This window comes from Cupriavidus neocaledonicus (assembly GCF_000372525.1).
Classification (GTDB): Bacteria; Pseudomonadota; Gammaproteobacteria; order Burkholderiales; family Burkholderiaceae; genus Cupriavidus; species Cupriavidus neocaledonicus.
In genome coordinates, this window is the sequence record NZ_AQUR01000098.1 from 26,222 (window position 1) to 50,628 (window position 24,407).

Here is a 24,407-nt window from a genome sequence, read left to right on the forward strand (position 1 = left end):
GACCTTTTGGAAATCGCAAATGTGCAAATCAACGCAGTCTCCCTCGGCCGCCTTGGCGGTCTTCACCAGCGCCATAGACGAGATTCTCGACAACGCCCGGGATACCGATGTCAGCGCCGTCCGCGCGGCCATCCAGCAGGCCTTCCGCTCAGGGGTCTGGCTACCGGACGCGCAACGCGCACCAGGCGAAGAAAGCTATGCGCGCCATGTCCTGCATAGCGATCCGGACCGCCGCTACACCGTTCTTGCCCTGGTATGGAAGGAAGGCCAGGCCAGCCCGGTACATGCCCATCACAGCTGGTGCGCCTACTCGGTGGTTTCGGGAGAACTCTTCGAAGAGCGGTTCTCATACGACGCCGCGTGCCACGGCGCGGTCCCCGTTAACAGTGGCTTAAAAGGACCGGGCGACGGCGGCTGTGGCCGTGCAGGCCTGGATCAAATTCATCGCATTCGCAATCGCCGCAGCGAAACGGCCATCTCGGTACACGTATACGGCGTTCCCGCAACGGAACTGCGTCACGGCGTCAACAACGTCCTGCCGCTACTGGAACCCACCACTATTTGAAGGGAGTTGCCATCGTGAAGAACATCGATCACTGGAAACGCATGGACGCTATATTGCGCGGCGATGCCATGGAGCAGATTCCCGTCTCGCTTTGGCGGCATTTCCCCGTCGAGGATACGGACCCCGGGAAGCTCGCCCGGCATACGATAGCGTGGCAGGAAAAGTGGCAGTTCGACTTCGTGAAGTTCATGCCTCCCGGCACTTTCAGTGTGGAGGACTGGGGCGCCGCTACCGCCTATACGGGCGCGACCAACGGCGCCCGGGTCGTGACCAATGCCGCCGTCAAGCGCACGGAAGACTGGAAGGAAATCCGGCACCTCAACGCGCGAGCCGGGTCGTGGGGACAGCAAAACATCGCGCTGGCGCAAGCCGCGCGCGGTCTCAATGGTTCGGTACCGATTCTGCAGACGGTTTTCAGCCCGCTAACGACAGCCCGCAAGCTCGCCACGGAAGGCATTTTTGCCGACATCCGCTGCAACCCGGATGCCATCGAAGCCGCGCTGCGCGTGATCACCGACGTCACCATCGACTTCTGTCTCGACGCGATTCGTGCGGGCGCGCATGGGATATTCCTGGCCACCCAACTTGCATCGCACCGGCTTCTTACCGTTACCGAATATGAGCGCTTCGGTGCGAAGTACGACATTGAAATACTCGAAGCCTTGCGCGGCCGCTGTCAGTTCAACATGCTTCACGCCCACGGCGATGACATCATGTTTGATCTGCTTTCCAGCTACCCCGTACAGTTGTTCAACTGGCATGATCGACTGACCGATCCGGATCTGCGGCGCGCTCGACAGAAATTCTCGCAAGTGCTGGTGGGCGGGCTGAACGAGCACAACACGCTCGTCCGCGGCACCCCCCAGGAGATTGCCGGCGAGGTCATGGACGCCATCGAGCAGACCGACGGCCGGCGCCTGATCATCGGACCCGGATGCGTGCTGCCGGTGGCGACCGCCGATAGCGCCATCCAAGCCGTTGTGGAAGCAGCGCGCGACCACAACACGGTAGCGTTGTAGCGATAACGCAGCGCAATGTCAGCGCACGTACAACAACAGGAGACACCATGTGCAAGCATGTTTTCAAGGTAAGCATTGCAGCCGCGCTGCTGGCGGCCGCGCAAGCAGGCTATGCCGATGCATGGCCAGAGCCGTCCAAGCCAATCAGCCTGATCGTTCCCGCGCCGGCTGGCGGCGGCACCGGCGACACCATCGCCCGGCTGCTGGCGCAGAATCTCAAGCGGGAACTGAATGCGACCGTTGTCGTCGATAATCGCGGTGGGGCCAACGGGAACATTGGCGCCGGACTCGCGGCCGCCGCAAAGCCGAACGGCTACACCTTTCTGCTCTCCTGGGCTGGCACACTGGCCGTCAACCCCAGCCTGTACCGTAAGCTGCCGTTCGATCCCCAATCGAGCTTCGCACCGGTCTCCATGGTTGCCGAGGTGCCAAACGTTCTGGTCGTCAACAACACCTTGCCGGTGAACGCGTTGGCAGACTTCATTGCCTACGCCAGATCGCACAATGGAGAACTCAACTATGGCAGCTCAGGCAATGGAAGCTCGATGCACCTGGCGGGAGAGTTGTTCAACCGGGAGACAGGCGTCAGCATGACCCATGTCCCTTATAGCGCGCCGGGGACAGCCACAACGAATCTTCTCGCCAATGACATCCAGGTGATGTTCCAACTGGTACCGGGCATCATTGGCCAGGTCAAAGCGCACAAGGTCAAGGCGCTGGCCATCCTCTCGGCAAAGCGATCTCCTGCCTTGCCCGATGTTCCCACGACGGCGGAACTGGGACATCCCTTGCTCGTCTCGTCAACGTGGTTTGCCGTGTTGGCGCCCAAGGGAACACCCGAACCGATCGTTCAGCGCATGAACGCGGCGATCAATCGGGCACTGACGAGTCCTGACGTCGCCAAAGCCCTGGCCGAGATGGGTGCGATCCCGCTAGGGGGCGATCCAGCCAGGCTCGCCAGCACGCTGTCAGCTGACCTGAGCAAATGGCGGACGGTGGTGAAGCAGGCGAATATTCAACTGCAATAGGACGGCAGCGGCACAGTGCGTTTGGCCTCGAGCGACAAAGGCGTTCAGAGCTGTGGCTCTGAACGCTTTACGAGCGTCGCTTCGCCCTGATCTGGCCAGAAAACCATGATCCATTGAAATGAAACCCACCGGGCGCCCAGGCAGGGCCGGCTGTCCCCGCACAGGTACCCTCACTGCGCTGTGGCATAAACTCTTTCGAAACCGAGCCTGCGATGGGCCGCCCGGTGCGCTCCCGCTCTGCACAGCGGTGCATCATCTTCGCCATGACAAACCCAGCCCGCCGCCGTTACGTGACTTATGCCTGCGCGCTCGGCGCCAGCGCGCTGACCGCCGCATGGCCCACCGAGACGCGCGCCCAAGCGCCGCCTGCTACGCGGCGCGCATCCCACTGGCCGCTCTACCGGCAGTTCCTGGAGCGCTTCGTGCAAACGGATGGCCGCGTCATCGACTACTCCACGCCCACGTTGCAAAGCACGTCCGAGGGCCAGTCCTACGGCATGGTGTTCGCGCTGGTCGCCGATGACCGCGATACCTTCGACCGGCTCTGGCGCTGGAGCGTGGCCCATCTTGGCGATGGTCGCCTGGACGACAAGCTGCCGGCATGGCAGTGGGGCCGGCGCGACGACGGCACGTGGGGCGTGCTGGACCGCAATCCGGCTGCCGATGCCGACCTGTGGTTTGCGTTCGCGCTGGCGGAGGCGGCGCGCCTGTGGCAAGCCCCTTCCTACGCTGACGCGGCACGTGCCTTGCTGGGGCTGGTGGCAGAGCAAGAGGTGGCGATGCTGCCCGGCTTCGGCCCGATGATGCTGCCCGGTCCGCAGGGGTTTATCGACGATGGCCCCGACGGCTCGCGCCGCTGGCGCCTCAATGCCAGCTATCTGCCGGTACCGCTGCTGCGCCGGCTCGCCGCCTTCGACCCGTCCGGCCCGTGGGACAAGCTGGCCGCACAGGCGGCCAGGCTGATCGGCGCGGTGTCCCATGCCGGCATCGTGCCGGACTGGTCGGCCTACCGCGCCGGGGGGCGCCGGCAGGGATTCGTGCGCGATCCGGTCAAGGGAGACGTCAGCAGTTATGATGCCGTGCGGGTCTACCTGTGGGCTGGCATGACGCCGCAGCAGGACAGTACGCGGCGCCCCCTGATGCGGGCTTTGCTGCCCAACGCCGCGCGCGTGGCAGGCCGTGCGGCGCCGCCGCAGACCATGTATGCGGAAAGCGGCAAGGTCGAAGGCATCGGGCCGCCGGCTTTCTCCGCCGCGCTGCTGCCGTTCCTGCAGGCCGCCGGCTCGCCCGCCCTGGCCGCCCAAATGGCACGTGCGCAGAAGATCGTGGGCGCACCGTCGGGGCCCGGCGGCCCGACTTACTATGACACGGTGCTGGGCCTGTTCGGGCTTGGGTTCAAGGAAGGGCGCTACCGGTTCTCCGCCTCGGGCCAGCTCGACATGTGATGGCGCAAGGCTGGATGCGTCTGCCGCAGGATGCACTTTGCATCGCATCTTCGTGGAAACAGCCATGGCCGGAAACAAAATCCACGTCGTGCCCGTCGATGCCTCCGGGGGGCCCGGTCGGCGTGCGCCGCATGCGCCGGGCTGCGCTGACCCGGGCACCGGCATCGGGAAACGCCATGGGTGCACGGCGAAAAGCTGACGGGGCGTCGGCCTTCGCGCTCGGCATCGGCGAAAGATACGAGGCTGCCGACGAAGGGGGCGGCCCGCGCGACCTGCCGCCAGCATACGAGCACGTGAAACTGGCTGCATCTACTGCAGCGTCAGAACAGCGACGATTGCGGTGTGGCCGCCTGCTTCCAGACTATCCGGTTTTCCGGCGGCAGGCTTTCAAAGGGCACGGCGCGTGCGCATGGCGCGTCGATGTCGTATTAGAGCGTGAGGCCCAGTCGATGCTATCCGCCCCGGTGCACTGGCAATGCCACCCGAGCCAGCTCCGCGAAATACCGCGCCCCGACGCTCAGCACTCCGTCGTTGAAGTCATAGCCGCTGTTGTGCAGCGGAACGCCGCCAGGCATTCCTGTCTCGCCGTTGCCGATAAAGACAAACGCCCCTGGCACGGCCTGCAGGAAGGCGCCGAAGTCTTCGGAGATCATCATCGGCGCGATGTTGCCGTCGACGCGGTCGCTGCCCACGACATTGCGGGCGGCCTCCAGTGCGGAAGGCACCCACTGCTCCCAGTTCACCGTCGGCGCGAACTCATGGGAGTAGGTGAAGGCGCACCCGGCCCCATGCAGCCGGCAGATTCCCTCCGCTATCTCGCGCATGCGGGTTTCCAGCAGCGCCTGCACCGCAGGCGTATAGCTACGCGTATCGCCCTTGATGGTCACGTTGGTCGGAATGGCGTTGCGGATGCCATCTGTGATGAACTCGGTGCACGAGATCACCGCGGGCAGGCCGGGATCGAGGTTTCTGGATACGATGGTCTGCAGCGCCAGGACGATCTCGGCGCCGATCACGATTGGGTCGACCCCCATGTGCGGCCGCGCGGCATGCGTGCCGCGCCCTTTCACGTGGATCACGAAGTTGTCCTCGCTGGCCATGATGCCGCCTGCGCGCGTGGCGATGCTGCCAGCCGGCAGCCCGGGCATGTTGTGCGCACCGAAGATGGCGTCCACGGGGAAACGCTCGAACAGGCCATCCGCCATCATTGCCTTGGCGCCACGCCCATGCTCCTCGGCGGGCTGGAAGATAAAGCGCACCGTACCCTCGAAATCGCGGCGTTCGCTGAGCAGTCTGGCGGCGCCCAGCACCATCGCCATATGGCCATCGTGGCCGCAGGCGTGCATCTTGCCGGGCGTGGCAGACGCATGGGCGCGTCCCGGCGCGTCTTCCTGAATGGCGAGCGCGTCCATGTCCGCGCGCAGCCCGATCACGCCGGTACCTGAGCCGGCGCGCAGGTTTGCCACTACGCCTGTGCCACCGATGCCGCGATGCACTTCCATGCCCATCTCGCCAAGCACGCGAGCGATGAAGTCCGCAGTTTGCCATTCCTCGAAGCCCGTCTCGGGGCAGCGGTGCAGCGCGTGGCGCCAGGACTTGAGCTGTGCAGCGAGGTCGTCGTCAGGAATCATGATTCGGTCCGCAAGAGAAAACATGAGGCATGGCCGATCATAAGGGCTGCCCGCTGCAACGATGTCCGGTTCCACGGGATCTATTCGGGACATCGTTGCGCGCCTGGCCGTTGCCCCGGCAAAACGTCGCGATTCAAACGAGATGGCGCCGGGGATGCTGCCATGCTCGGCCTGGGATGCGAAAATAGCCGTTCCATGCCATGCGCGGGGCCACAGCCCCGCGCGCAAAGAGGACCACGGGCAATGCAACTCGACGCGTATGACCGCAAGCTGCTGCGACTGCTGCAGGACAACAACAAGCTCTCGCAGCGACAGCTGGCCGATGCCGTCAACCTGTCGCCGTCTGCCGTCAACCGGCGTATCGCCGCGCTGGAAGCGGATGGCGTGATCGTCGCCAATACCGCCGTGGTCGATCCCGCACAGGTCGGCAAGATGATCACGGTACTGGTCGAGGTGACGCTGGAGAACGAGCGGCTGGACCTGCTGGACGAGGTCCGCAAGCGCTTCGTCGACTGCCCGCAGGTCCAGCAGGTGTACTACGTGACTGGCGACTTCGATTTCCTGCTGGTGCTGGCCGTGGCCGACATGACCGAGTACGAGCGCCTGACGCGCGAGTTGTTCTTTGTCTCGGGCAACGTCAAGAACTTCAAGACACACGTCGCCATGCAGCGGGCCAAGGTGTCGCTCGGTGTGGCGATCGAGCCCTGAATGGGCTCGATCATGCATCGTGTCTTGTCAGTACGCGTGGCTCAGCGTGCCGTCCACGCGGCCTGGCGCGCCAGGACGGAATCCGCCGATTCGCCTACCAGTTGCTGGTAGACCACGGGAGCGGTGGCTCCTTCGGTATTGATCACCAGCACGCGCGAACCAGCATCTAGTCCGGCCGCTGCGGACAGCGCCGGCTGCGCGCGCAATACCGCCAGTCCCGCGACGCCGGCCGCTCCGGATTCGCCAGCGACCACGGGCACGTCGCCGTCGTTGCCGCTGGCGAGACGGTGCATGGCGGTCACGGCATCGTCGTCGGCAATCGTCATGAAGACGTCCACGCTGGGTTCCAGGAAGCGCCAGGCCAGCGGCGACGTCTCGCCACAGGCCAGTCCCGCCATCACCGAGTCGACCGAACCGGTTGCGCGCGCGGGGCGCCCCTGCAGCGCGCTTTGGTACAGGCAATCTGCCTGCGCCGGTTCCACCACGACGAATTTCGGCCGGCCGGCACCGAAGCGCTCCCACAGATAGCTGGCCACGCCGGCGGCCAAGCCGCCGACGCCCCCTTGCAGGAACACATGCGTGTACGGGCATGGCTGGCCGGGCGCGACGTCGCGCTGCGCCAGCACTTCCGCGGCAATGGCGCCGTAGCCCTGCATCACGTCGCGCGGGATGTCCTGATAGCCCTCGTAAGAGGTGTCGGACACAACGGTCCAGCCATTGGCCGCGGCCAGCCGCGCGGCTTCCTCGACCGACTCGTCATAGTTGCCGACGATGCGCACGATGCGCGCACCGCAGGCCGCAATCGCGTCTTCGCGCTCCTGGCTGACGTTCGCATGCAGTACGATCACGCACCGGCAGCCGAAGCTGCGCGCCGCCGCGGCGAGCGCGCGGCCGTGATTGCCGTCGGTGGCGCTGATCACCGTGAAGTCACGCAGCAGCGCGGCATGGCGCCCGGCGATCAGTTCGAACGGATCGAGCTCGCGCTCCGGAAACATGCGCAGCACCAGCCGCACCAGCGCGATGGGAGCGCCGAGCGCCTTGAAGCTGCCAAGCGGCGAGCGGGCCGACTCGTCCTTGACGCTCAACTGCGCGATGCCAAGGCTCGCGGCCAGGCCGGGCAGTTCGCGCAGCGGCGTGAGCCCGGCGTTGAGCTGGTCCCAGTGCGACAGCCACGCGAGGCTGCGCCCGGCTTCGGCGATGCTCATCAGCTGCCTCAGCTCGGCCGGATAGTCGCACAGGTGGGCGCGGGAATTAATGGTCAGCATGGGGGTATCTGCGGTCATTGGAGAAGGGATTCACTCAGAGGTATGCCCAAGGCGGGCGAGGATGACATCAAGCAGCACTTGCGCGCCCATTACCAGCTGGTCGTCGTCGGTGTGCTCGCGCGGGTTGTGGCTGATGCCGCCGCGGCTCGGCACGAAGATCATTGCCGCGGGGGCGATGCGCGCGATCATCTGGGCGTCGTGGCCGGCACCGGAGGTCATGCGCCGATGCGTGTAGCCAAAGCGCGCCGCCGAGGCTTCGATGGCGGCAATGATGCCGGCATCGAAGCTCACCGGCTCGAAGCGCGCGAGCGGCTCGGTGCGGATCGTGACACCCTCGGCTTCGGCGACTTGTGCCAGGAATTCCGCCAGCCGTGCTTCGGCACGTTTCAGCCGGATTTCATCGGGATCGCGCAGATCGACCGTAAACACCGCCTTGCGCGGAATCACGTTGATCACGCCGGGCTCGACGCGCAGGCACCCCACTGTCGCCAGCGTGGTGCCATCCGACGCGTTCGCCAGTTCACGCAGGAACGCCACTACCGCGGCAGCCACCCAGCCGGCATCGTGCCGCAGGCGGGTAGGCGTGGTGCCGGCGTGGTTGGCGTTGCCCTGTACCGTCACCTGCTGCCACGAAATCCCCTGCAAGTTCTCGACCACGCCGATCTGCGTCCCCTCGGCCTCCAGCACCGGACCTTGTTCGATATGGAGTTCGATGTACTCGTGCGGCACCACGGCGCCGGGTTCCATGTCGCCGGCATAGCCGATGCGCGCCAGTTCGTCGCCAAGCCTCGTGCCGTCGGTGCCGACCGTGTCGAGCGCCCGCTGCACGGGCAGCCCGCCGGCATACACCAGCGAGCCCATCATGTCGGGCTGGTAGCGGATGCCCTCCTCGTTGGTGAAGGCACCGATCATGATGGAACGGTTCGGCGTGACGCCGGCCTGGCGGAAAGCGCGCGCCACCGCGAGCCCGGCCAGCACCCCGTAGCAGCCATCGAGCGCACCGGCATTGGTGACGGTATCGATATGCGAGCCGGTCATCAGCGGCGCCTGGCTGCCATCATCGGCCGCCGAGCGCAGGATGCCGAAGACGTTGCCGATGCGGTCGATGCGAACTTCGAGATCCAGCTCGCGCATCCATTGGACAACCTGGTCGCGGCCGGCTTTCTCGGCGTCGGTCAGCGCGATGCGGGTGCGGCCGCCGCCTTCGGGGTCGGCGCCGATTTCGCCAAGCGCCCGGATCTGAGCCAGCAGCCGTGCGCCGTCCAGCGATAGGGGGTTTCGCCGGGAGGGGGTGTGTTCCATTCACTCTCCATGTCGGTCGGCCCCCGGGACGCTGGTGCGGAAGACCTGGACGTTGCAACGGGGGTGATAACGTCAATGGTAGAGGCGGCGGGATGAAACACGCGCCCTATCCCCGGCACGCAAACGCAACAACGGTGCAATCTCCGCGGCGGCGTGGGTGCGGCGTTGCGTAGTGCAATGCGCAGCACATTACCGTCTGCGCGAGCTACCGCGCCGCACGGTGCGGCCAGCTTCTCCCAGCACCAGCGCCCGGCCGATGGTGTCGAGCGCGTCGCGCATCAGCAAGGCTTCCTCGACATCGCTGGCATATGCGCTTAAATCCGACCAGGTCACATGGCGGAGCAACCTGGACAGAGCGGCTGCGCGCCGCTCGTCGAGCGCTAGTTGGAAAGTTGATGCCATCACCGCCCTATTGCATCCCCGGTCCCGCATTGGGCGCCTCGGCCAGGGCCGGCTGCTGTTCCCTGGTGTAGAACTTGTAGGCGACGAAGACGATGGCGACCCACGACGCGGAGACGATCAGCGACATCCGCATATCCGGCAGGATCGCGATGCAGACCAGCACCGCGGCGATGAACACCAGGGCAATGTAGTTGCCATACGGGAAGAAAGGCATCTTGTAGGACAGGCTGTCCGCTTGCCCGGTCTGGATCTTGAGCTTGCGGAAGCGCAGGTGGCTGACCACGATCGAGGTCCAGGCACACACCAGCGCGAACACCGTGATCGACGAAAACAGCTCGAACGCCTTCTCCGGCATCAGGTAGTTCAGCAAGACACCCGCGAACATCGTGGCGAACACCAGCATGATAGCGCGCGATGGCACATTGCGGCGGTTGACCGTGCCCAGGAACGCCGGTGCGTTCTTCTGCAGCGCCAGGTTGTAGAAGGTCCGGCTGTTAGTGAACACGCTGGCGTTCACGGCCGACAGTACCGCGGTGATGACCACCAGGTTCATGACCCCGGCCGCCGCCGGCACGCCGATCCTGGTGAAGACGTCGACAAACGGGCTGCCCTTCGCGGTTAGCGAGGTCCACGGGAAGATCATCAGCAGCACCGCAATGGCACCGACGTAGAAGATCAGCAGCCGCCAGAACGTCGCGCTGACGGCCTTGGGCATGGTGGTCTTGACATCCTTCGCTTCGCCGGCAGCCAGGCCGAGATTTTCGATGCCGCCAAACGAGAACGCCACCATGACGATCGACAGCACCATGCCGCCGATGCCCTTGGCGAAGAAGCCGCCATGGTCCACCAGGTTGTGATGGCCGATGGGGTCGCCATTATTGCCCAGGCCAAAGAAGATCATGCCGACGCCGAACACGATCATGGCGACGATCGCGGTCACCTTGATCAGCGCGAACCAGAATTCTGCCTCGCCGTAGAACTTCACGCCGATCATATTGACGCAGAACATGACCGACACGGCTATCAGCGCGGTCACCCAGATCGGCATGGTCGGGAACCAGAAATGCACGTAGTTGCCCAGTGCATTCAGCTCGGCCGCGCTGGTTGCCAGCAGGAAGATAAAGGCGTTCCAGCCGTTCAGGAAGCCGGCAAACCGGTGGATATAGCGGTTCGAATAGGAAATGTAGGATCCGGAGACCGGCTCCTCGACCGCCATCTCGCCCAGCGCCCGCATGACGAAGTAGATCGCCACGGCGGCGACCAGGTACGTCAGGATGATCGCCGGACCCGCGGTCTTGATGGCCCACGATGACCCATAGAACAGGCCGGTGCCGATCGCTCCGCCGATGGCGATCATCTGGATATGGCGGCTTTTCAGATCTCGTTTCAGCTCTTCCTGTTCATAGGACTGAGCGTCGATGTTGCTGCGCATTGCACTGTCTCCTTTGGTACATCTCTTTGTGATGCTTGTCGTTGTGGGTGGCTGTTGCGACGGGCGAGCGCCGTCCGCAGCCGATGGCTCCTTTTCCATCGACTGCCGGCTGGCTTCGTCTTGCGTTCGCTGAGCCGGATCAGAGTCCGGCGATGGCGGCAGTCAATCTGCCGATGGCTTCATCCACGGTCGCGCGCGGGCATCCCAGGTTGACGCGCATGTAGCCGTGACCCTCGATGCCGAACTTCTGGCCCTTGTCGAGCCACAGGCGAGCCCGGGTCAGCATGAACTTGTCCAGCGACGGCGCGTCCATGCCGAGGCCGCGGCAGTCCATCCATGCCAGGTAGAGCGAGTCGGCCGGCAGCACCTGGACGCGTGACGTGGCGCGATGCACCGACTCGCGGAAATGGTCGTGATTGGCGCGCAGGTACGCCAGCATCTGTTCGAGCCATGGTTCGCCGTGAGCATAGGCCGCCTCTGCGGCAACCATGCCCAGCGTATTGACCAGCGGGAACATATTGCGGTCGTACTGGCGGCGCAGTTCGTCGCGCAGGCGCCGGTTCGGCACGAACACGTTCGCGCTTTGCAAGCCCGGCAGGTTGAAGGTCTTGCTGGGCGCCGTGCAGGTGATGCTGTGCTGGGCAAAATCTTCGCCGAGCGAGGCAAAGGGGATGTGCCTTTTCTCCGGATTGATGATCAGGTCCTGGTGGATCTCGTCCGAGATGACCAGCACGCCGCGTCGCAGGCAGATCTCACCCATGGTCCGCAGTTCGTCTTCCGACCAGACATTGCCGGTGGGGTTGTGCGGATTGCTCAGGATGAAGAGCTTCGTATCTTCGCGGATCGCCGCTTCAAAGACGGCCGGGTCGAAGCGGTAGCCGTCCTCGGTGCGCTCCAGCGGCGCAAAGGCGAGATGGCGGCCGTTCATCAGCACGTCGTTATGGAAGTGCGCATAGACAGGCGGCTGGATCAGCACCGAATCGCCCGGTGCGGAGAATGCCTGGATGGCGGTCTTCAGAGTGGTGATGATGCCGGAGGTCTGCACCACCCATTCCTTTGCCACCTCCCAGCCGAAGCGCTTGCCCTGCCACGCGACCACGGCATCGACGTAGCTGTCGGTCGCGCCACCGGGGTAGCCGAAGATGCCATGCGCCACCGCCTCGTGCAGCGCGTCGATGACAGCTTGCGGCGCGCGGAAATCCATGTCGGCGACCCACATCGGCAAGGGTTTCGCCGCGGCCTCGTCCGGCGCGAGGAGTTTTTCAGGGATGGCCCATTTCATGGAATGCGATTTCGCGCGGTCGATGACCTCGTCGAAAACGCTGGCTGCGCGGCCGGCTGCCCCAGCCGACATCTCGCCTTGCACTGCCGTTGCATTGACCTTCATGACTTCCTTGTCTGGCTATGGAAAGGCGCCGAAGGGCGCCAGATGGTTCGATGGAGGCCAGCATAGCAACGCCCATACATGAAAAAAAATGGTATCTTTTCATGAACCAATGAACGGGAGTCATGCGTGCTGGATCGCCAACATCTCGCGGCACTGGTCGCGGTAAGCCGTACCGGCAGCGTCACCGCCGCCGCCGAAAAGCTCAACGTCACGCAATCGGCGCTGTCGCACATGGTCAAGAAACTGGAAGACCACCACGGCGTAAAGATCTGGACAAAGAGCGGCCGCGGCCTGCGCTTTACGCAGGCGGGCGAATACCTGCTCGCGCTGGCCGACCGCCTGCTGCCCCAGCTGGATCACGCCGAGCGCATTCTTGCGGACTTCGCCGAGGGACGCCGCGGTGCGTTGCGCGTCGGCATGGAATGCCACCCGTGCCAAAAGTGGCTGGCGCGGCTGACGCCGCATTACCTGGCCGCGTGGCCGGACGTGGACTTCGATGTCCGAACCTCCTTCCGGTTCGACGGCGTCGCTGCCTTGCTAGGGCACGAGATCGACCTGCTGATCACGCCTGACCCGGTCAAGCTGCCGGAGCTGGTTTTCACGCCGGTGATCGACTACGAACTGGTGCTTGTCGTTCACGAAACCCATTCGCTGGCGTCGCAGCCCTACATCAGGCCACAGGATCTGGTGGATGAAACGTTGATCACGGTCCCGGTCAGCATCGAGCGTCTCGACATTTACACCCGCTTCCTGGTCCCGGCGCATTGCCAGCCGCGACGCCACCGCACCGCTGAGGTGACAGACCTAATGCTGCAGCTCGTTGCCGCCGGTCGCGGCGTTTCCGTATTGCCCGACTGGCTGGTGGAAGAGGAAGGCGCGAGCATGCCATTGCGGACCTTGCGCCTGGGGAAGCACGGTATCCGCAAGCACATCCATCTGGGCATTCGGCGCGGCGACGAAGGCATCTCCTACGTTGCGGGATTTGTCGAGATGGCGCGGCAATCGGGACGCTAGGCGGTGGAGGGGTCGGAATCACCCTGCACCATCTGCTTTCCGATGTTCAGCTTGGCCAGATCGCCGAAGGGAGACAGGGCTTGTGAGCATAGACTGGGCAGCATGCTGCCCGGTCTATGCAATCTCACGCCATGCTTTGGTGCTCGGCGGCAAGGGCCTTGTTCCTTCTGATCGCCACGGCGAGCGCTACCAAGGCCAGCGCCAGCGGAACGAAGGAGACCCACAGCACTGTTTTCCAGCCATAGGCGGACAACAGGCCGCCGGAGGAAAAAGAGCCGATCGCCATCAGGCCAAAGACGATGAAGTCGTTGAGGGACTGCACGCGCGTCTTCTCCTCGGGGCGGTGGCACTCCAGCACCAGCGCCGATGCGCCGAGGAATCCGAAATTCCACCCAAGGCCGAGCAGGATCAGCGTGGCCCAGAAGTGTGCCACGTCGACGCCTCCAAGTCCGACGGCGGCAGACAGCCCGGTGAGCGCCAGGCCCACGATCGCCACGCGGCTTGCTCCGAATCGCGCAATCAGAGAACCCGTGAAGAAACTCGGCGCGTACATCGCGATGACATGCCATTGCATCCCCAGGTTGGCGGAGGCCTGCGGATGCCCGCAGATATGCATTGCCAGCGGTGCGGCAGTCATCAGGAAGTTCATCAACATATAGGACACCGCGCCACAGATCGCCGCGGCAATGAAACGCGGCTGCCGTGCGATTTCGGTGAGCGGCCGGCCGCTGGCCATTTCTGCAACGCTGGGTCGAGGTAGCTTTACCCCGAGCAGGACGAGCGCCGAGAGCGCTGCCACGAGTGCCTGCACCAGGAAGGTAGTGGCAAACGTATGCCGTGGCCACAGATCCATGGTCCAGGTCACCAATTGCGGCCCCACCACGCCCGCGGCCACGCCACCTGCCATGACGAGCGATAGTGCCCGTGCGCGCCGGGCGGGTGCAACCCCATCGGCGGCCGCAAAACGAAACGACAGCACCACGGCGGCGTAGCTGCCGCCAAAGAAGGTCGCCAGGCAGAACAGCCAGAACCAGCCCAGGATGACAGCAAGCATGGCCAGCAGGCCGGTCAATACACCGGCCCCGGTGCCCACCAGAAAGGCAGCGCGCCGGCCATATCTGCGGGAGACCGCACCGATGGGCAAAATGCACGCCGCCATGCCCACCACAAAGATGGAAATGGGCAACGTAGCCAGCATGGGGATCGGCGCCAGCATGTCGCCGACGATGGCGCCGGTGGCATAGACCACCACCGAGTTGGCGCCAGCCAGTGCCTGGGCGATGGACAAGCGCCAGATGTTGCCGCTCTGGACGCGGTCGGGGAGAAGATCGGATGCGTCGAGGGCTGGTTGGGTGTTGTACTTGGTCATATTAGTATTTGGCCGCCCCTTGCACAGAGCGGTAGCGCGTTCAACGCGGATTATCCATCGTCAGCACCATGCGGTATTTCGCGCTACCGGATTTCATCTTCGCGTAGGCCTGAGCTGCTTGCTCAAGCGGCATGGTCTCTATCCGAGGCCGCACATTCGCTAGCATACTGAAGTTCAACGTTTTTTCGTTGTCGTAAGGCGTACCCGTGAGCGACCCGAGGATGCTGCGTTGTCCGCCGACGAGCAGACCTGGGGGGATGTGTAGTGGGCTTCTGGCGGGGTTGAGGACAACCAGCCGCCCCTCGGGTGCCAGGCCGGGGAGCAGCGCCGAAATTGCCTCGGCATGATCGATCATGGTCACCATGGCCTGCGCGCCGCCCATGGCCTTGAGCCGCGCAGCGGCATCTTCCCCGCGGTTATCGATATAGACATGTGCGCCCAGCGCCAGCGCGTCGCCGGCCTTTTCGTTGCCTCGCCCGATCGCCACGACCCGGAAACCCATGTTTCGTGCATATTGCAGCGCCATGTGCCCCAGGCCGCCGATGCCGAGGATAGCCACCGTATCGCCGGCTTGCGCGCCGCACTTATTCAAGGCGTTGAAGGTAGCGATACCTGCGCACAGGATAGGCGCCGCCTCTTCTGCGCCAAGCGCATCTGGAATGGCGACGAGGCCGGTGCTGCGCGCCAGCATCATCTCGGCGTAGCCACCGTCGACAGTGGCACCCACCACAGGTTGGTTCAGGCAAAGCTGGAACCGCCCCTGCCGGCATTGCACGCATTCGCCACAGTGACCACCCAGCCGGCCCACGCCCACACGCTGGCCTGTCGTCCAGATCGATGGCGTGCCTGGGCCCATCGCCAGGATGCGGCCAACCACCTCGTGACCGGGCACACGCGGCGGGTGCGTAGCAGGGCCTGTTCTTTCGATGTCGGCCGCATCCGCTCCGCAGATGCCGCAGGCTTCCACCCGGATCAGCACCTCGGCGACGCCAGGCTGTGGCACAGACCGCTCCACAAGCTCCAACACGCCCGGCCCGCTGATCTGCATGGCTCGATAGGTAGGCTTCATCTCGACACTCCAATGTCTCTTCTGGTCCCGCGTTGCGCGCAAGGGCAATCAATGCAAAAGGGAATCTGCGGTATTGCCGGCCATCAAAGCGGCCACAGCCCGCCGGGCAGCGTCCAATGCGCCCGCGACATACCCGCCAAACTCCGGCGACCATTCGCTGGCAATACCGGTAAGCCGGTTGCACCAGACGCCGTCCGCCGCGCGGGAAGGTAATGGCAACACTTGGTGGGCGCCCACCTTGTTGTCGGCTTCCAGCGCTGTGTAAGGGTCGCGCGCCCAGTCTTTCAGATATTCGATGCGGGGTTGTGCAGCGCAGCGGCCGAACAAGCGAACCAGCTGCGCACGGCAGAGAGCCCGCAATTCCTCGTTCGGAACCTGGCGGCGTACAGCGGCGGGAACGCCCAGGAACCCGAACAGGGCACCATGGCAAGCCAGGGCCGAGGCGTCGTGAACCTCCGTCATCGGCCCAACAGCGCTGCGCGCCTCGCCGGATAACCCCTGCTCGCGCCAGAAAGGGCGATCGAAGACCGCCAGATACTTGGCATGTGGCGCCATCCATGTCGCGCAGTGATACCACGGCCCGGCCAATGCGTCGGGCAACCCCGGCTCGAACACAATGGTGCCGGCTGCAAGACGCGGCGGCACCGCCAACAGCACGTGGGCCACGCGATGCATGAGTTCACGCCCCTGCGGGCCGTCAGCCTCCACTTCGACACAGTCATCCAGATAGCGCACCCGCTTCACATGGCAATGGGTCATCAGCCGGTTTGCTGTCAGGCGCTGATGCAGAGCGTCGACGAGCGCGCCCATGCCGCCCACCAGCCGCCGCGAGGCGGGCGTGGAGCGATAGCCATCGACGCGTACGGGGGCGTGCGTCGCGGAGCGCTCCAGCAGCATGTCTCCCTCTTCTTGCTGCGCGAAGGTCTGCAGGCGCAGCTCGTCCACCAGCACCTGAAGATCCGGTTGCAAAGCGGGCCAGAACCAGGTTGCGCCAAGGTCATACTGGTCGCTGGGCCGCTGTTCGTCGGTACGGGCCGTTGGCGATACAGACGCGATCCGCCCGCCGAAGACGTCGCGAGCTTCCAGCAATACATAATCCCGGATGCCACGTTGCTCCAGCAAGTAGGCCGCGTACAGGCCGCTCAGGCCGCCGCCAATGATGGCAATGCGCTCGGTCAGCATGACGCAGCCGCCAGACTGACAGGGTTCGCGAGATGCCCGGTCTTGAGGTACACGCAGGCTCCGGAGCTGCCTGCGACAAGATCCGGATACGTCCCCGGCGGCAGCCGCAGCCAGCTGCCCCGCTCGTATGCTTGCGCACGCTCGCGCAAGCTGCCCTCCACTACCAGCACCTCGGCACCGTCCACCGGACCGCTGAGCACGATCGCGCCCGCCGGCATGCGCTCAAGGCGGACATGCTCGATGTCGTCGGCGAACAGCGGGCAGCATTGACGACCATTCCTGACCGTCCAGCGCGACACATCCCGCGTGTCGATGCGAACCGGGCGCGACTCGCCCGGCTGCATCTGCCAGAGCTTCACGAAGATCACCGCGCCCTCGGCGCTGGAGGGCTGGTGGCTTGAGCCCGGCGGGCTGCGCAAATACCAGCCGGCCGGATAGTGCTTGTGGCCTTCTGAGAAGGTGCCCGACAGCACGAGAATTTCCTCGCCTCCCGGATGGGGGTGGTGGGGAAAGCAGGAGTCCGGCGCATATCGCACAACGCTGGTGGCGCGCGCTTGTTCTCCCCCCATTCGATCCAGCATCACGCGCTCAACCCCCGCTTGGGGCGAAGCTGTCCACTGGTACTGATGTGGCGTCACGAGCGCGCGCAGTGAAAGATCCGCATTAACTAGCATCGAGAACTCTTTAAAGACAAGCGGGATACAGGACCGCAACGTTCCGCGGCGGCCCGATGTACCCCATACCCTTTACCTGGGCAGATGTGCGTGGGTATCGAGCACGCGTGCCGAATAGACGAGAGCGGCACCGGCGTTGAGGGCAATGGCAACCCCGAGCGCCTCGGCAATTTCTTCGCGCGTGGCACCATACTCCGCTGCCTTCTGCGTGTGCACGGAAATGCAGCCGTCGCAGCGCGTGGTAACGGCGACAGCCAGGGCAATCAGCTCGTGCATCTTGGGTTCCAGATGTCCGGGCCTGGCCACGAATTCATTCAACTTCGCGAGCCCTGCCATTACCTCTGGGTTCAACGACGCGAAATCGCCGACGCGCGTCTTCAATTCATTCCGGTAGGCATTCCAGTCCTGCATCATGTCTTGAGCTCCTGCTGTCAATGAGTGGGCGGGCGGTTGCGGCGAGATCACGCGACCTCGTAGATCCGCACGTCGGGCGCGGCACCCAGCAATGGCTCGAGACCGGCCACCACATCTGCCGTGAACAGCTCGCTTCGCAGATAGGCAGCGGCGTTCTCCCTGCTGTCGAAGCCATGCAGCACTTGCACGTCTTCCTCACGCACCAGCAGTTCCTTCGACTTCGCGCCGGCAACGGTGCTGAGGAACGGCGCCTTGTACCTTTGGTAGACGCCAGCCGCGGCCGCGCGGTTGGCGCTGGCGATCATGAGGGTAATTTGCAGATAGACCATACGTGCTCTCCGAGCAGGTGGTTGGGAAAACAAGGAGGCAAACGGCAAGCGCTCGCCCACGCATCAGTTGCGGCCAGCCATCACGCCACCATCCACATCCCAGATAGCGCCCGTCACCCAGCGCGCCTTGTCGGAGAGCAGGAAAACGACCGCTTCGGCAACGTCCCGCGGTTTGCCAACGCGGCCGATGGGATGGAAGTTGTTGAAGCCTTGCAGGGCGCCATGTACTTCAGCCTTGGGAATGAAGCCCTCGTAGATCGGCGTTTCGACCACCGCAGGCGACACCGCGTTGACGCGGATGTTTTTGGAGGCCAGCTCCATCGCCACATGCTGCGTCAGCGAATGCAGGCCGGCTTTGGCCATCGAATACGCCGAAGATGGCGTGGCTGCAATCGCCTGCCTGGCCCACATCGAGCCGATGTTGACGATGGCGCCGGTTTTGCCTTGCGCGACCAGGTTGCCTGCGACGCGTTGGGTAATGAAGAAGAACGCCTTGTTGATCTTCATGTAATGGTCGTAGTCAGCCTCCGAATGTTCCAGGAATGGCTTTGGAAAGAACACGCCGGCGGCGTTCACCAGCAGGTCGATGTCGGCATGCTGCCCGTCGACGGCTTCAAGCAGTGCGCGGACGCCCTCATCGCTGGCGAGGTTTACCGTCAGTGCCCAGACCCGCCCCAGCGCGGCTAACTCGCTGCGCGCCGCCTCGGTCTTTTCGGGGCGATTGCCCACGATCACCACGCTGCCGCCTTCGGCGAGCACCATGCGAGCGGTCTCCAGCCCCATTCCGCTGGTGCCGCCGACGACCAGCAGTTTTTTGCCCTTGAACTGATTGCTCATATCTCTCTGCCTGTCGGATAGGCCAAATCGGGTTGAAAAAAGAGCACGGTGAGGCTGCTAGTGCGACTTGATGTCCGAACCGAGCGCCAGACCTGCGCCGAAGAAGCGAAATGGCACTTATCGAGGGTCAATGCAATCTGAAAGGAAAACTATCCGCCCAGGGATGCGCCATCTGCTCCCGGGATCCGCGACAGAATCCAGGAAAGTGCCGCGAATGTTTGCCAATTTTTGGTCAATCCGAAACCTCTGGCAAATGAGATAAAATTTCTTTCCTTGAAAGAAAACCTTTACTGCGATGAAGCTACCGGTCCATCTGAATGCGCTGCGCGCCTTTGAAGCCAGTGCCCGACACGAGAGCTTCTCCGCAGCAGCGGAGGAACTCAACGTCACGCCCGCCGCCGTTGGTCAGTTGGTTCGGGGCCTTGAGGATTGGCTTGGCTCCCCGTTGTTCGTCCGGGGCAACAGCGGTCGGGCACGACTTTCTGCCACCGATGCCGCACTGCGCGCATTGCCGGACATCCGCGCCGGATTTGACCGGCTATCCCTGGGCCTGGAACGGCTGCAGGAGGGTTCCGTCCGCGGAGTACTGAGCGTCACGGTCAGTCCGGCTTTCGCTGCCAAATGGCTGCTGCCACGCTTTGAGCGATTCCAGGCGATCTGTCCTGACACTGATATTCGCCTGGAGACCAACCTCAAACCCGTGGACTTCGTGGCGCAGCGGGTGGACATCGGCGTGCGCTACGGTACCGGCACGTGGCCCGGACTGACCGCGGAAAAGCTCATGGAGGAGGAGGTGTACCCGGTTTGTTCGCCCGAGCTGCTGCGTCAGCATCGGACGCTGCGCCGCCCCGCTGACTTGGATGGCGTCACCCTCATTCACGATCTCTCCATGGATGGCCATGCGGGCTTCCCCACATGGAGCCAGTGGTTTCAGAAAATGGGCGTCTCCGGTGTAGCGACTTCGCGCGGCATGAAGATCAACAACTCCGCAGCCGTGTTGCAGGCAGCAAGCGAAGGACGCGGCGTGGCGCTGGCGCGCAGCGTCATGGCCCGCGACGATTTGGCGGCCGGTCGTGTGGTGCGGCTTTTCCCAAAGTTGAAATTCCCTTCCGAGTTGGCCTACTACGTCGTTTATCGACCGGAGAGCGCCGGCTTGCCGAGGTTGCAGGCATTCCGGAACTGGCTGCTGAGTGAAGCGGCCTTACCAAACGAATAGCCCTATCCCGTTGCGGCGGCGTCGGCTCGAAACCTTATTCGATCGAATAAGAGAGGTAGTCCTTCACGACTCCATCGTTCAATGTCTGACCGAGGCCGGTGCATCAGCTTCCATCGACGCGACGATGGCCGTGTGCGCGGCGAGCGAGGATTGAAAGTGGGAATCGGGGAACGTCAGCAGACTCCTCATGGCCCAGATCTTGATGTCCACGGTCTCGTAGGCGTCCGTCATCTCGAATTCGCCCTGGACGATCAGCGACTTGATCCGCTCCTGTATCTCAAGTTCGTGGCTGGCCTCTTCCAGACGCACTGGCACGGCTGTCTCCCAAGTACTCAAACCGGCAATGACCGGCGCGCGCGAGATGATATCGCCACAGGCGCGAGCACGACAGGGCGGCCGCCCTCGTCACCGCGTCCGCGCATGAATGCCTGCGGACCGCAACCCATGTCAAGGCGGAAGGCGTAGACGAACGCGGAGGTGGAACCGTAGCCCAGCTCCATCGCCGTGCGCGTCACGCTCATCCCGCCGCACAACAGTTCAATCGCCCGGAACAGGCGCATGCGGCGGCGCCATGAACGCAGCGATATGCCGGTTTCGCCGACAAAGCGCCTGGAAAGCGTCCGCGCCGACATTCCGAGCACCCCGCCCCAATCTTCCGGTCCGCGGGCGTCGGCGGGATCGGCGTACAGCGCCTCGCACAGCGCCGTCAACGCCGCGCTGCGCGGCCACGGCAGCGCGGCGGGAATCGCCTCGGCCCTGCGCAGCTGGTCAATGATCAGATGCGTGACGCGTCCGGCGTAGCCGTCGACGTCTTCGGTGCCATCGATCTCGGCTGCCTCGACGATCAGCGCCTTCAGCAGGGCCGAGACCCGGAACACGGTCGCCTGGGCGAACGGTAACTCGCCGCCCACGCCATCACTGATCCAAAGACTTCGAAACTCCGCTCCCAGCAGCGAGCCGACGCGGTGCCGGAGCCCCGTGGGCAGCCAAGCTGCCTGTTCGGGAGAAATGACAAAGGAGCCACCGGGCATGGTGACGGTCAAGGCACCTGATATCGCATAGACCACCTGGTGCCATGCATGGGCGTGATCCGGAAAAGCATGGCGTGGCGGAATCGACTGGGCTCGCACAGTCATTGGGCGCGGCGGCGCTACGCCGTGTGGTGCCTCAATGGTGTCCCATCTCATGGTCCTGCCCCCCTTGGCAGTTATTCTATATAGATTGACCGTTAGTCGAAAGACGGCCAGCACGGCTTCGGCTTTAATAGTTGGCATGGCGATCCTCCGGCATGCACCGCGCACCCGGAGGCTGCCGCTTGCCCCAGGCCTTGATCTCACAGGAGTGAATAGTTTTATGGCGCGCTTCGAAGACCGGTACGGTCTGCAACTCTCCACGACCTCTGACGTCGCCGCGGACCGGTACCGGACCGGCATCGACCTGCTGCTGTCCCTGTGGCCGGACGCGGCAGCGACGCTCGACGCCGCCATCGCAGCCGATCCGGATTTCGCGCTCGCCTACGCTGCGCGCGCACGCCTGCACGCCATCCGCGCCGAGGCCACCGACGCCAAGGGGAAGATTGCCCTCGCCCAGGAGCTGGTGGCGCGCCATGGCACCGAGCGCGAGCGCAGCCATGTCGAAGTCCTGCGGCTGGCCATCCACGGCCAGTCGGCCAGGGCGCTGGCCGGCGCCCTCGAGCACGCCGACCGCTGGCCGCGCGACATCCTGATCCTCTCTCTGCCGCTGGGCGCCTTCGGCTTGCTTGCATTCTCCGGCATGGCAGACCACGACCAGGCACGGGTGGACCTGTGCGAGCGTCATGCTGCGCATTTCGACGCGGATGACTGGTGGTTCCTGACCTATCGCGGCTGGGCGCATGGAGAGAATGGGGATGTCGTGCGCGGTCGCGCCTTCGCCGAGCGCGCGCTGCAATTGCGACGGAACAATGTCAATGCGGTTCATGCGCTCACACACGTGTTGTATGAAGCCGGCGCAGGCGCCGAGGCGGAAGCGCTGATCGAGGATTGGTTGCCCGGCTACGACCGCAGCGGCATCCTGCACAGCCACATCGCCTGGCACGCCGCGCTGGTTGCGCTGGAGCGGGGCGACACAGAGAAGGCGCTCGGGATTTATGGCCAGTACGTAGCGCCCTCTAACACCTTGGGCGTTCCGATCAATGTCGTGAGCGATACGGCTTCATTCTTGTGGCGCTTCCAGGCTTACGGGCATCCGGTGCCAGCGGGACTCTGGCAGGATGCATCGGCCTATGCTTCGCGGTACTTCCAGCAGCCCGGCTTCCCGTTCGCGGACGTTCACATGGCGCTGGTCGCGGCAGCCAGTGGCGACCGGGCTGCGCTCGAGGCGCGCGTCAAGGCGCTGAACGCACTCATCGAGGCGGCAAAGCTTCCCGCCGGTCCCGTGGTGCCGACCATCTGCCGCGCTGCGCTGGCATTCGCCGAAGAAGACTACCTGGGTTGCGCCAGCCTCCTGGAGCCCATGGCGCACGAAGTTGTGCGTATCGGTGGCAGCGCGGCGCAGCGGGAGGTCGTGGAAGACACCCTGCTGGTTGCATTGATGCGCAGCGATAACGCGGCCAAGGCGCGGGCGCTGCTCAGCAAGCGGCTACATCGTCGGCCTTCTCCCCGCGACGCAAGCTGGCTTGAAGACCTCGCCCCGGCCTGACACGCTGCACGGCAACGGCTTCTCCTGAGCCACAGCGCCAGGGGTAGCAGTTGAATATTGCCTCCGCCCTGCTGCGCCATCATGTCCGCCGGCGACGCAGCGTTCCGGTTCGCCCGCCCGGGGCGCGCGCAATTGCGCAGCAGGACAACCTCTCCACCCATGGCCGGCCGCCACGCAACGGCCCGCTGGTTTCCTCATTCCGCATGACCTCCATCGCAACGACAGAAGCCAGCGGGCTTCAACGGCTATTGGTCCATCGCATTGGACCGGTTGCCACGATCGCCGTCGCGCAGCTGTCCGGCACCGCGCTGTGGTTCAGCGCAAACAGCACGGCGGCAGACCTGATGCGGCTCTGGCACGCCACGGAGGCCGACATCGGCTGGCTCACCAGCGCCGTGCAACTCGGCTTCATTCTCGGCACGCTCAGTATCGCCCTGAGCGGCGCGGCAGACCGCTTCCGCGCGAGTTTCATTTTCGTGGCCAGCGCGATCGCCGGAGCGCTCTTCAACCTCGGCTTTGCCTGGTTGTCGACCGGCCTTGCCAGTGGCGCGGCGCTGCGCTTCTGCGTGGGGATCTGCCTGGCAGGGATCTATCCGATGGGCATGAAGCTCATTGTCGGCTGGGCGCCGCATCGAACCGGGCAAGCGCTGGCGCAACTGGTCGCCATGCTGACCCTTGGCACCGCGCTGCCTCATGCGATGCGCGTCATCGGCGCGGGCCTGCCGTGGCAGCTTGTGATTACCGCGTCGTCGGTGCTTGCCTTGCTGGGCGCCTGCATGATCGGCGTGTTGAGGGACGGCCCGCACACCCTCACCAAGCCTCGCCAAACCAGACCAGGACAAGCGCCGCACGCGGCCTCACGCTCCGTGCTGCAGGTCTTTCGCATCCGTGCCTTCCGTGCCGCGACCTTCATCGTGATTGGCATCGGCGGGCTTGGCTCGCTGATCGGGGGCGCCTTCTCACAGCGCGTCGGCAGCGCCAGGGTAGCGTTGACGGCGCTGAGCGTTTCCGGGCTTTGCGCCATCGCGTTCGCGCTGGGCTGGCAGACGCTTGCGCCGATGCCGCTGTTCGCCCTGCTGATGCTGTGGGGCGCATCCGTGGTGGCTGATTCGCCACAGTTCTCCGCGCTGGCAGCCAAGGCATGCCCGCCGGAACTGGTTGGCAGTGCCCTGGCCATCCAGAACGCGATTGGCTTCGCCATCACGGTCGTGTCGATCGCGGCGACCACGGCCCTGATCGAGCGCATCGGGCTGGACGCCACCTGGCTTCTCGTACCTGGCCCGATTCTTGGACTGGCCGGCTTCTCGCTGACGACGCTGCGCGCGCGCACCGCTCGCTGAACGCCGACGATTTCCGCAAGCTCATGCTGTAGGCAGCAGACCAAAGAGAAGGCATTGGTCAAGCGCCATGGGCTGAGCCAGCACGAGTGCGGGATCGGCA

At 64.4% G+C, this 24,407-nt stretch carries 24 protein-coding genes; 9 read left to right on the forward strand and 15 right to left on the reverse strand.

Annotation, left to right across the window (positions count from 1 at the left end):
• Positions 1 to 19 precede the first annotated feature (19 nt).
• From A3AG_RS33435 to bcsZ, 4 genes are all read left to right on the forward strand, one after another.
• Positions 20 to 565, forward strand: a complete 546-nt coding sequence (locus A3AG_RS33435; RefSeq protein ID WP_026164240.1) for a cysteine dioxygenase family protein — start codon at positions 20 to 22, stop codon at positions 563 to 565.
• A 14-nt stretch (positions 566 to 579) separates the two neighbouring features.
• Positions 580 to 1,584: a uroporphyrinogen decarboxylase family protein gene (locus tag A3AG_RS0116620; RefSeq protein ID WP_026164241.1), complete on the forward strand. Its 1,005-nt coding sequence runs from the start codon at positions 580 to 582 to the stop codon at positions 1,582 to 1,584.
• Between the two features lie 47 nt (positions 1,585 to 1,631).
• Entirely contained in the window at positions 1,632 to 2,612 is a 981-nt protein-coding gene (locus tag A3AG_RS0116625; RefSeq protein ID WP_018006511.1) for a Bug family tripartite tricarboxylate transporter substrate binding protein, read from the forward strand.
• Between the two features lie 263 nt (positions 2,613 to 2,875).
• On the forward strand, positions 2,876 to 4,057 hold the full coding sequence (gene bcsZ, locus A3AG_RS0116630) for a cellulose synthase complex periplasmic endoglucanase BcsZ (RefSeq protein WP_026164242.1): 1,182 nt from the start codon (positions 2,876 to 2,878) through the stop codon (positions 4,055 to 4,057).
• A 452-nt stretch (positions 4,058 to 4,509) separates the two neighbouring features.
• On the opposite strand, the gene A3AG_RS0116635 is transcribed toward bcsZ, so the two are convergent.
• Positions 4,510 to 5,688, reverse strand: a complete 1,179-nt coding sequence (locus A3AG_RS0116635; protein WP_018006513.1) for a M20 aminoacylase family protein — start codon at positions 5,686 to 5,688, stop codon at positions 4,510 to 4,512.
• A gap of 243 nt (positions 5,689 to 5,931) precedes the next feature.
• Between A3AG_RS0116635 and A3AG_RS0116640 the strand changes: the two genes are divergently transcribed.
• Complete coding sequence (locus A3AG_RS0116640) at positions 5,932 to 6,396, forward strand: Lrp/AsnC family transcriptional regulator (protein ID WP_018006514.1); 465 nt, start codon at positions 5,932 to 5,934, stop codon at positions 6,394 to 6,396.
• 41 nt (positions 6,397 to 6,437) lie between these two features.
• Here A3AG_RS0116640 and A3AG_RS0116645 read toward each other — a convergent pair whose 3' ends face one another.
• The 5 genes from A3AG_RS0116645 to A3AG_RS0116665 all read right to left on the reverse strand — a co-directional run bounded on the left by A3AG_RS0116645 (position 6,438) and on the right by A3AG_RS0116665 (position 12,184).
• Positions 6,438 to 7,661 carry a diaminopropionate ammonia-lyase gene (locus A3AG_RS0116645; RefSeq protein WP_018006515.1) on the reverse strand — a complete coding sequence of 408 codons (1,224 nt, stop codon included), beginning with the start codon at positions 7,659 to 7,661 and terminating at the stop codon, positions 6,438 to 6,440.
• Positions 7,662 to 7,691: 30 nt separating this feature from the next.
• Positions 7,692 to 8,963, reverse strand: coding sequence for a Zn-dependent hydrolase (locus A3AG_RS0116650; protein ID WP_018006516.1), 1,272 nt, complete (start codon positions 8,961 to 8,963; stop codon positions 7,692 to 7,694).
• A 189-nt stretch (positions 8,964 to 9,152) separates the two neighbouring features.
• Positions 9,153 to 9,365 (reverse strand): DUF7706 family protein, encoded by a 213-nt coding sequence (locus A3AG_RS31710; protein WP_018006517.1) that lies wholly within the window; start codon positions 9,363 to 9,365, stop codon positions 9,153 to 9,155.
• A 7-nt stretch (positions 9,366 to 9,372) separates the two neighbouring features.
• Positions 9,373 to 10,797, reverse strand: coding sequence for an amino acid permease (locus tag A3AG_RS0116660; protein WP_018006518.1), 1,425 nt, complete (start codon positions 10,795 to 10,797; stop codon positions 9,373 to 9,375).
• A gap of 139 nt (positions 10,798 to 10,936) precedes the next feature.
• A complete protein-coding gene (locus A3AG_RS0116665; RefSeq protein WP_018006519.1) occupies positions 10,937 to 12,184 on the reverse strand; it encodes a MalY/PatB family protein in 1,248 nt (415 codons plus the stop codon).
• Between the two features lie 126 nt (positions 12,185 to 12,310).
• Here A3AG_RS0116665 and A3AG_RS0116670 point away from each other — a divergent pair, with 126 nt between their 5' ends.
• The gene (locus A3AG_RS0116670) at positions 12,311 to 13,198 is read left to right on the forward strand and encodes a LysR family transcriptional regulator (protein ID WP_018006520.1); all 888 of its coding nucleotides are present in this window, start codon (positions 12,311 to 12,313) and stop codon (positions 13,196 to 13,198) included.
• 124 nt (positions 13,199 to 13,322) lie between these two features.
• Here A3AG_RS0116670 and A3AG_RS0116675 read toward each other — a convergent pair whose 3' ends face one another.
• The 7 genes from A3AG_RS0116675 to A3AG_RS0116705 all read right to left on the reverse strand — a co-directional run bounded on the left by A3AG_RS0116675 (position 13,323) and on the right by A3AG_RS0116705 (position 19,072).
• A complete protein-coding gene (locus tag A3AG_RS0116675; protein ID WP_018006521.1) occupies positions 13,323 to 14,567 on the reverse strand; it encodes an MFS transporter in 1,245 nt (414 codons plus the stop codon).
• A 40-nt stretch (positions 14,568 to 14,607) separates the two neighbouring features.
• Positions 14,608 to 15,636 carry an alcohol dehydrogenase gene (locus tag A3AG_RS0116680; RefSeq protein WP_018006522.1) on the reverse strand — a complete coding sequence of 343 codons (1,029 nt, stop codon included), beginning with the start codon at positions 15,634 to 15,636 and terminating at the stop codon, positions 14,608 to 14,610.
• A gap of 48 nt (positions 15,637 to 15,684) precedes the next feature.
• On the reverse strand, positions 15,685 to 16,818 hold the full coding sequence (locus A3AG_RS0116685; protein WP_018006523.1) for a flavin monoamine oxidase family protein: 1,134 nt from the start codon (positions 16,816 to 16,818) through the stop codon (positions 15,685 to 15,687).
• Entirely contained in the window at positions 16,812 to 17,492 is a 681-nt protein-coding gene (locus A3AG_RS31715) for a cupin domain-containing protein (protein ID WP_035849068.1), read from the reverse strand. The genes A3AG_RS0116685 and A3AG_RS31715 overlap by 7 nt, the downstream gene beginning before the upstream one ends.
• Before the next feature lie 72 nt (positions 17,493 to 17,564).
• Positions 17,565 to 17,906, reverse strand: a complete 342-nt coding sequence (locus A3AG_RS0116695; protein WP_018006525.1) for a carboxymuconolactone decarboxylase family protein — start codon at positions 17,904 to 17,906, stop codon at positions 17,565 to 17,567.
• 47 nt (positions 17,907 to 17,953) lie between these two features.
• On the reverse strand, positions 17,954 to 18,235 hold the full coding sequence (locus A3AG_RS0116700) for a hypothetical protein (RefSeq protein ID WP_018006526.1): 282 nt from the start codon (positions 18,233 to 18,235) through the stop codon (positions 17,954 to 17,956).
• Between the two features lie 63 nt (positions 18,236 to 18,298).
• Positions 18,299 to 19,072 carry an SDR family NAD(P)-dependent oxidoreductase gene (locus A3AG_RS0116705; RefSeq protein WP_018006527.1) on the reverse strand — a complete coding sequence of 258 codons (774 nt, stop codon included), beginning with the start codon at positions 19,070 to 19,072 and terminating at the stop codon, positions 18,299 to 18,301.
• A 295-nt stretch (positions 19,073 to 19,367) separates the two neighbouring features.
• Between A3AG_RS0116705 and gcvA the strand changes: the two genes are divergently transcribed.
• Complete coding sequence (gene gcvA / locus A3AG_RS0116710) at positions 19,368 to 20,288, forward strand: transcriptional regulator GcvA (RefSeq protein WP_018006528.1); 921 nt, start codon at positions 19,368 to 19,370, stop codon at positions 20,286 to 20,288.
• Between the two features lie 78 nt (positions 20,289 to 20,366).
• Here gcvA and A3AG_RS0116715 read toward each other — a convergent pair whose 3' ends face one another.
• Together A3AG_RS0116715 and A3AG_RS31720 are read right to left on the reverse strand one after the other, a co-directional pair.
• Positions 20,367 to 20,603 carry a hypothetical protein gene (locus A3AG_RS0116715; protein WP_026164243.1) on the reverse strand — a complete coding sequence of 79 codons (237 nt, stop codon included), beginning with the start codon at positions 20,601 to 20,603 and terminating at the stop codon, positions 20,367 to 20,369.
• A gap of 17 nt (positions 20,604 to 20,620) precedes the next feature.
• Positions 20,621 to 21,475, reverse strand: a complete 855-nt coding sequence (locus A3AG_RS31720) for an AraC family transcriptional regulator (RefSeq protein ID WP_081610746.1) — start codon at positions 21,473 to 21,475, stop codon at positions 20,621 to 20,623.
• Between the two features lie 166 nt (positions 21,476 to 21,641).
• On the opposite strand from A3AG_RS31720, the gene A3AG_RS0116725 reads away from it, so the two are divergent.
• Positions 21,642 to 22,967 (forward strand): tetratricopeptide repeat protein, encoded by a 1,326-nt coding sequence (locus A3AG_RS0116725; RefSeq protein ID WP_018006531.1) that lies wholly within the window; start codon positions 21,642 to 21,644, stop codon positions 22,965 to 22,967.
• Between the two features lie 203 nt (positions 22,968 to 23,170).
• Entirely contained in the window at positions 23,171 to 24,307 is a 1,137-nt protein-coding gene (locus tag A3AG_RS0116730; protein WP_026164244.1) for an MFS transporter, read from the forward strand.
• Positions 24,308 to 24,407 lie beyond the last annotated feature (100 nt).

Bases quoted from the DNA above. Each gene is read 5' to 3' on its own strand.
- A3AG_RS0116665 (WP_018006519.1), bottom strand. From the start codon at position 12,184: ATGAAGGTCAATGCAACGGCAGTGCAAGGCGAGATGTCGGCTGGGGCA.
- A3AG_RS0116730 (WP_026164244.1), top strand. From the start codon at position 23,171: ATGACCTCCATCGCAACGACAGAAGCCAGCGGGCTTCAACGGCTATTG.
- A3AG_RS31710 (WP_018006517.1), bottom strand. From the start codon at position 9,365: ATGGCATCAACTTTCCAACTAGCGCTCGACGAGCGGCGCGCAGCCGCT.
- A3AG_RS31715 (WP_035849068.1), bottom strand. From the start codon at position 17,492: ATGCTAGTTAATGCGGATCTTTCACTGCGCGCGCTCGTGACGCCACAT.
- gcvA (WP_018006528.1), top strand. From the start codon at position 19,368: ATGAAGCTACCGGTCCATCTGAATGCGCTGCGCGCCTTTGAAGCCAGT.
- A3AG_RS0116680 (WP_018006522.1), bottom strand. From the start codon at position 15,636: ATGAAGCCTACCTATCGAGCCATGCAGATCAGCGGGCCGGGCGTGTTG.
- A3AG_RS0116645 (WP_018006515.1), bottom strand. From the start codon at position 7,661: ATGCTGACCATTAATTCCCGCGCCCACCTGTGCGACTATCCGGCCGAG.
- A3AG_RS0116675 (WP_018006521.1), bottom strand. From the start codon at position 14,567: ATGACCAAGTACAACACCCAACCAGCCCTCGACGCATCCGATCTTCTC.
- A3AG_RS33435 (WP_026164240.1), top strand. From the start codon at position 20: ATGTGCAAATCAACGCAGTCTCCCTCGGCCGCCTTGGCGGTCTTCACC.
- A3AG_RS0116685 (WP_018006523.1), bottom strand. From the start codon at position 16,818: ATGCTGACCGAGCGCATTGCCATCATTGGCGGCGGCCTGAGCGGCCTG.
- A3AG_RS0116695 (WP_018006525.1), bottom strand. From the start codon at position 17,906: ATGATGCAGGACTGGAATGCCTACCGGAATGAATTGAAGACGCGCGTC.
- A3AG_RS0116635 (WP_018006513.1), bottom strand. From the start codon at position 5,688: ATGATTCCTGACGACGACCTCGCTGCACAGCTCAAGTCCTGGCGCCAC.
- A3AG_RS0116640 (WP_018006514.1), top strand. From the start codon at position 5,932: ATGCAACTCGACGCGTATGACCGCAAGCTGCTGCGACTGCTGCAGGAC.
- A3AG_RS0116705 (WP_018006527.1), bottom strand. From the start codon at position 19,072: ATGAGCAATCAGTTCAAGGGCAAAAAACTGCTGGTCGTCGGCGGCACC.
- A3AG_RS0116725 (WP_018006531.1), top strand. From the start codon at position 21,642: ATGGCGCGCTTCGAAGACCGGTACGGTCTGCAACTCTCCACGACCTCT.
- A3AG_RS0116700 (WP_018006526.1), bottom strand. From the start codon at position 18,235: ATGGTCTATCTGCAAATTACCCTCATGATCGCCAGCGCCAACCGCGCG.
- A3AG_RS0116625 (WP_018006511.1), top strand. From the start codon at position 1,632: ATGTGCAAGCATGTTTTCAAGGTAAGCATTGCAGCCGCGCTGCTGGCG.
- A3AG_RS0116660 (WP_018006518.1), bottom strand. From the start codon at position 10,797: ATGCGCAGCAACATCGACGCTCAGTCCTATGAACAGGAAGAGCTGAAA.
- bcsZ (WP_026164242.1), top strand. From the start codon at position 2,876: ATGACAAACCCAGCCCGCCGCCGTTACGTGACTTATGCCTGCGCGCTC.
- A3AG_RS31720 (WP_081610746.1), bottom strand. From the start codon at position 21,475: ATGAGATGGGACACCATTGAGGCACCACACGGCGTAGCGCCGCCGCGC.
- A3AG_RS0116650 (WP_018006516.1), bottom strand. From the start codon at position 8,963: ATGGAACACACCCCCTCCCGGCGAAACCCCCTATCGCTGGACGGCGCA.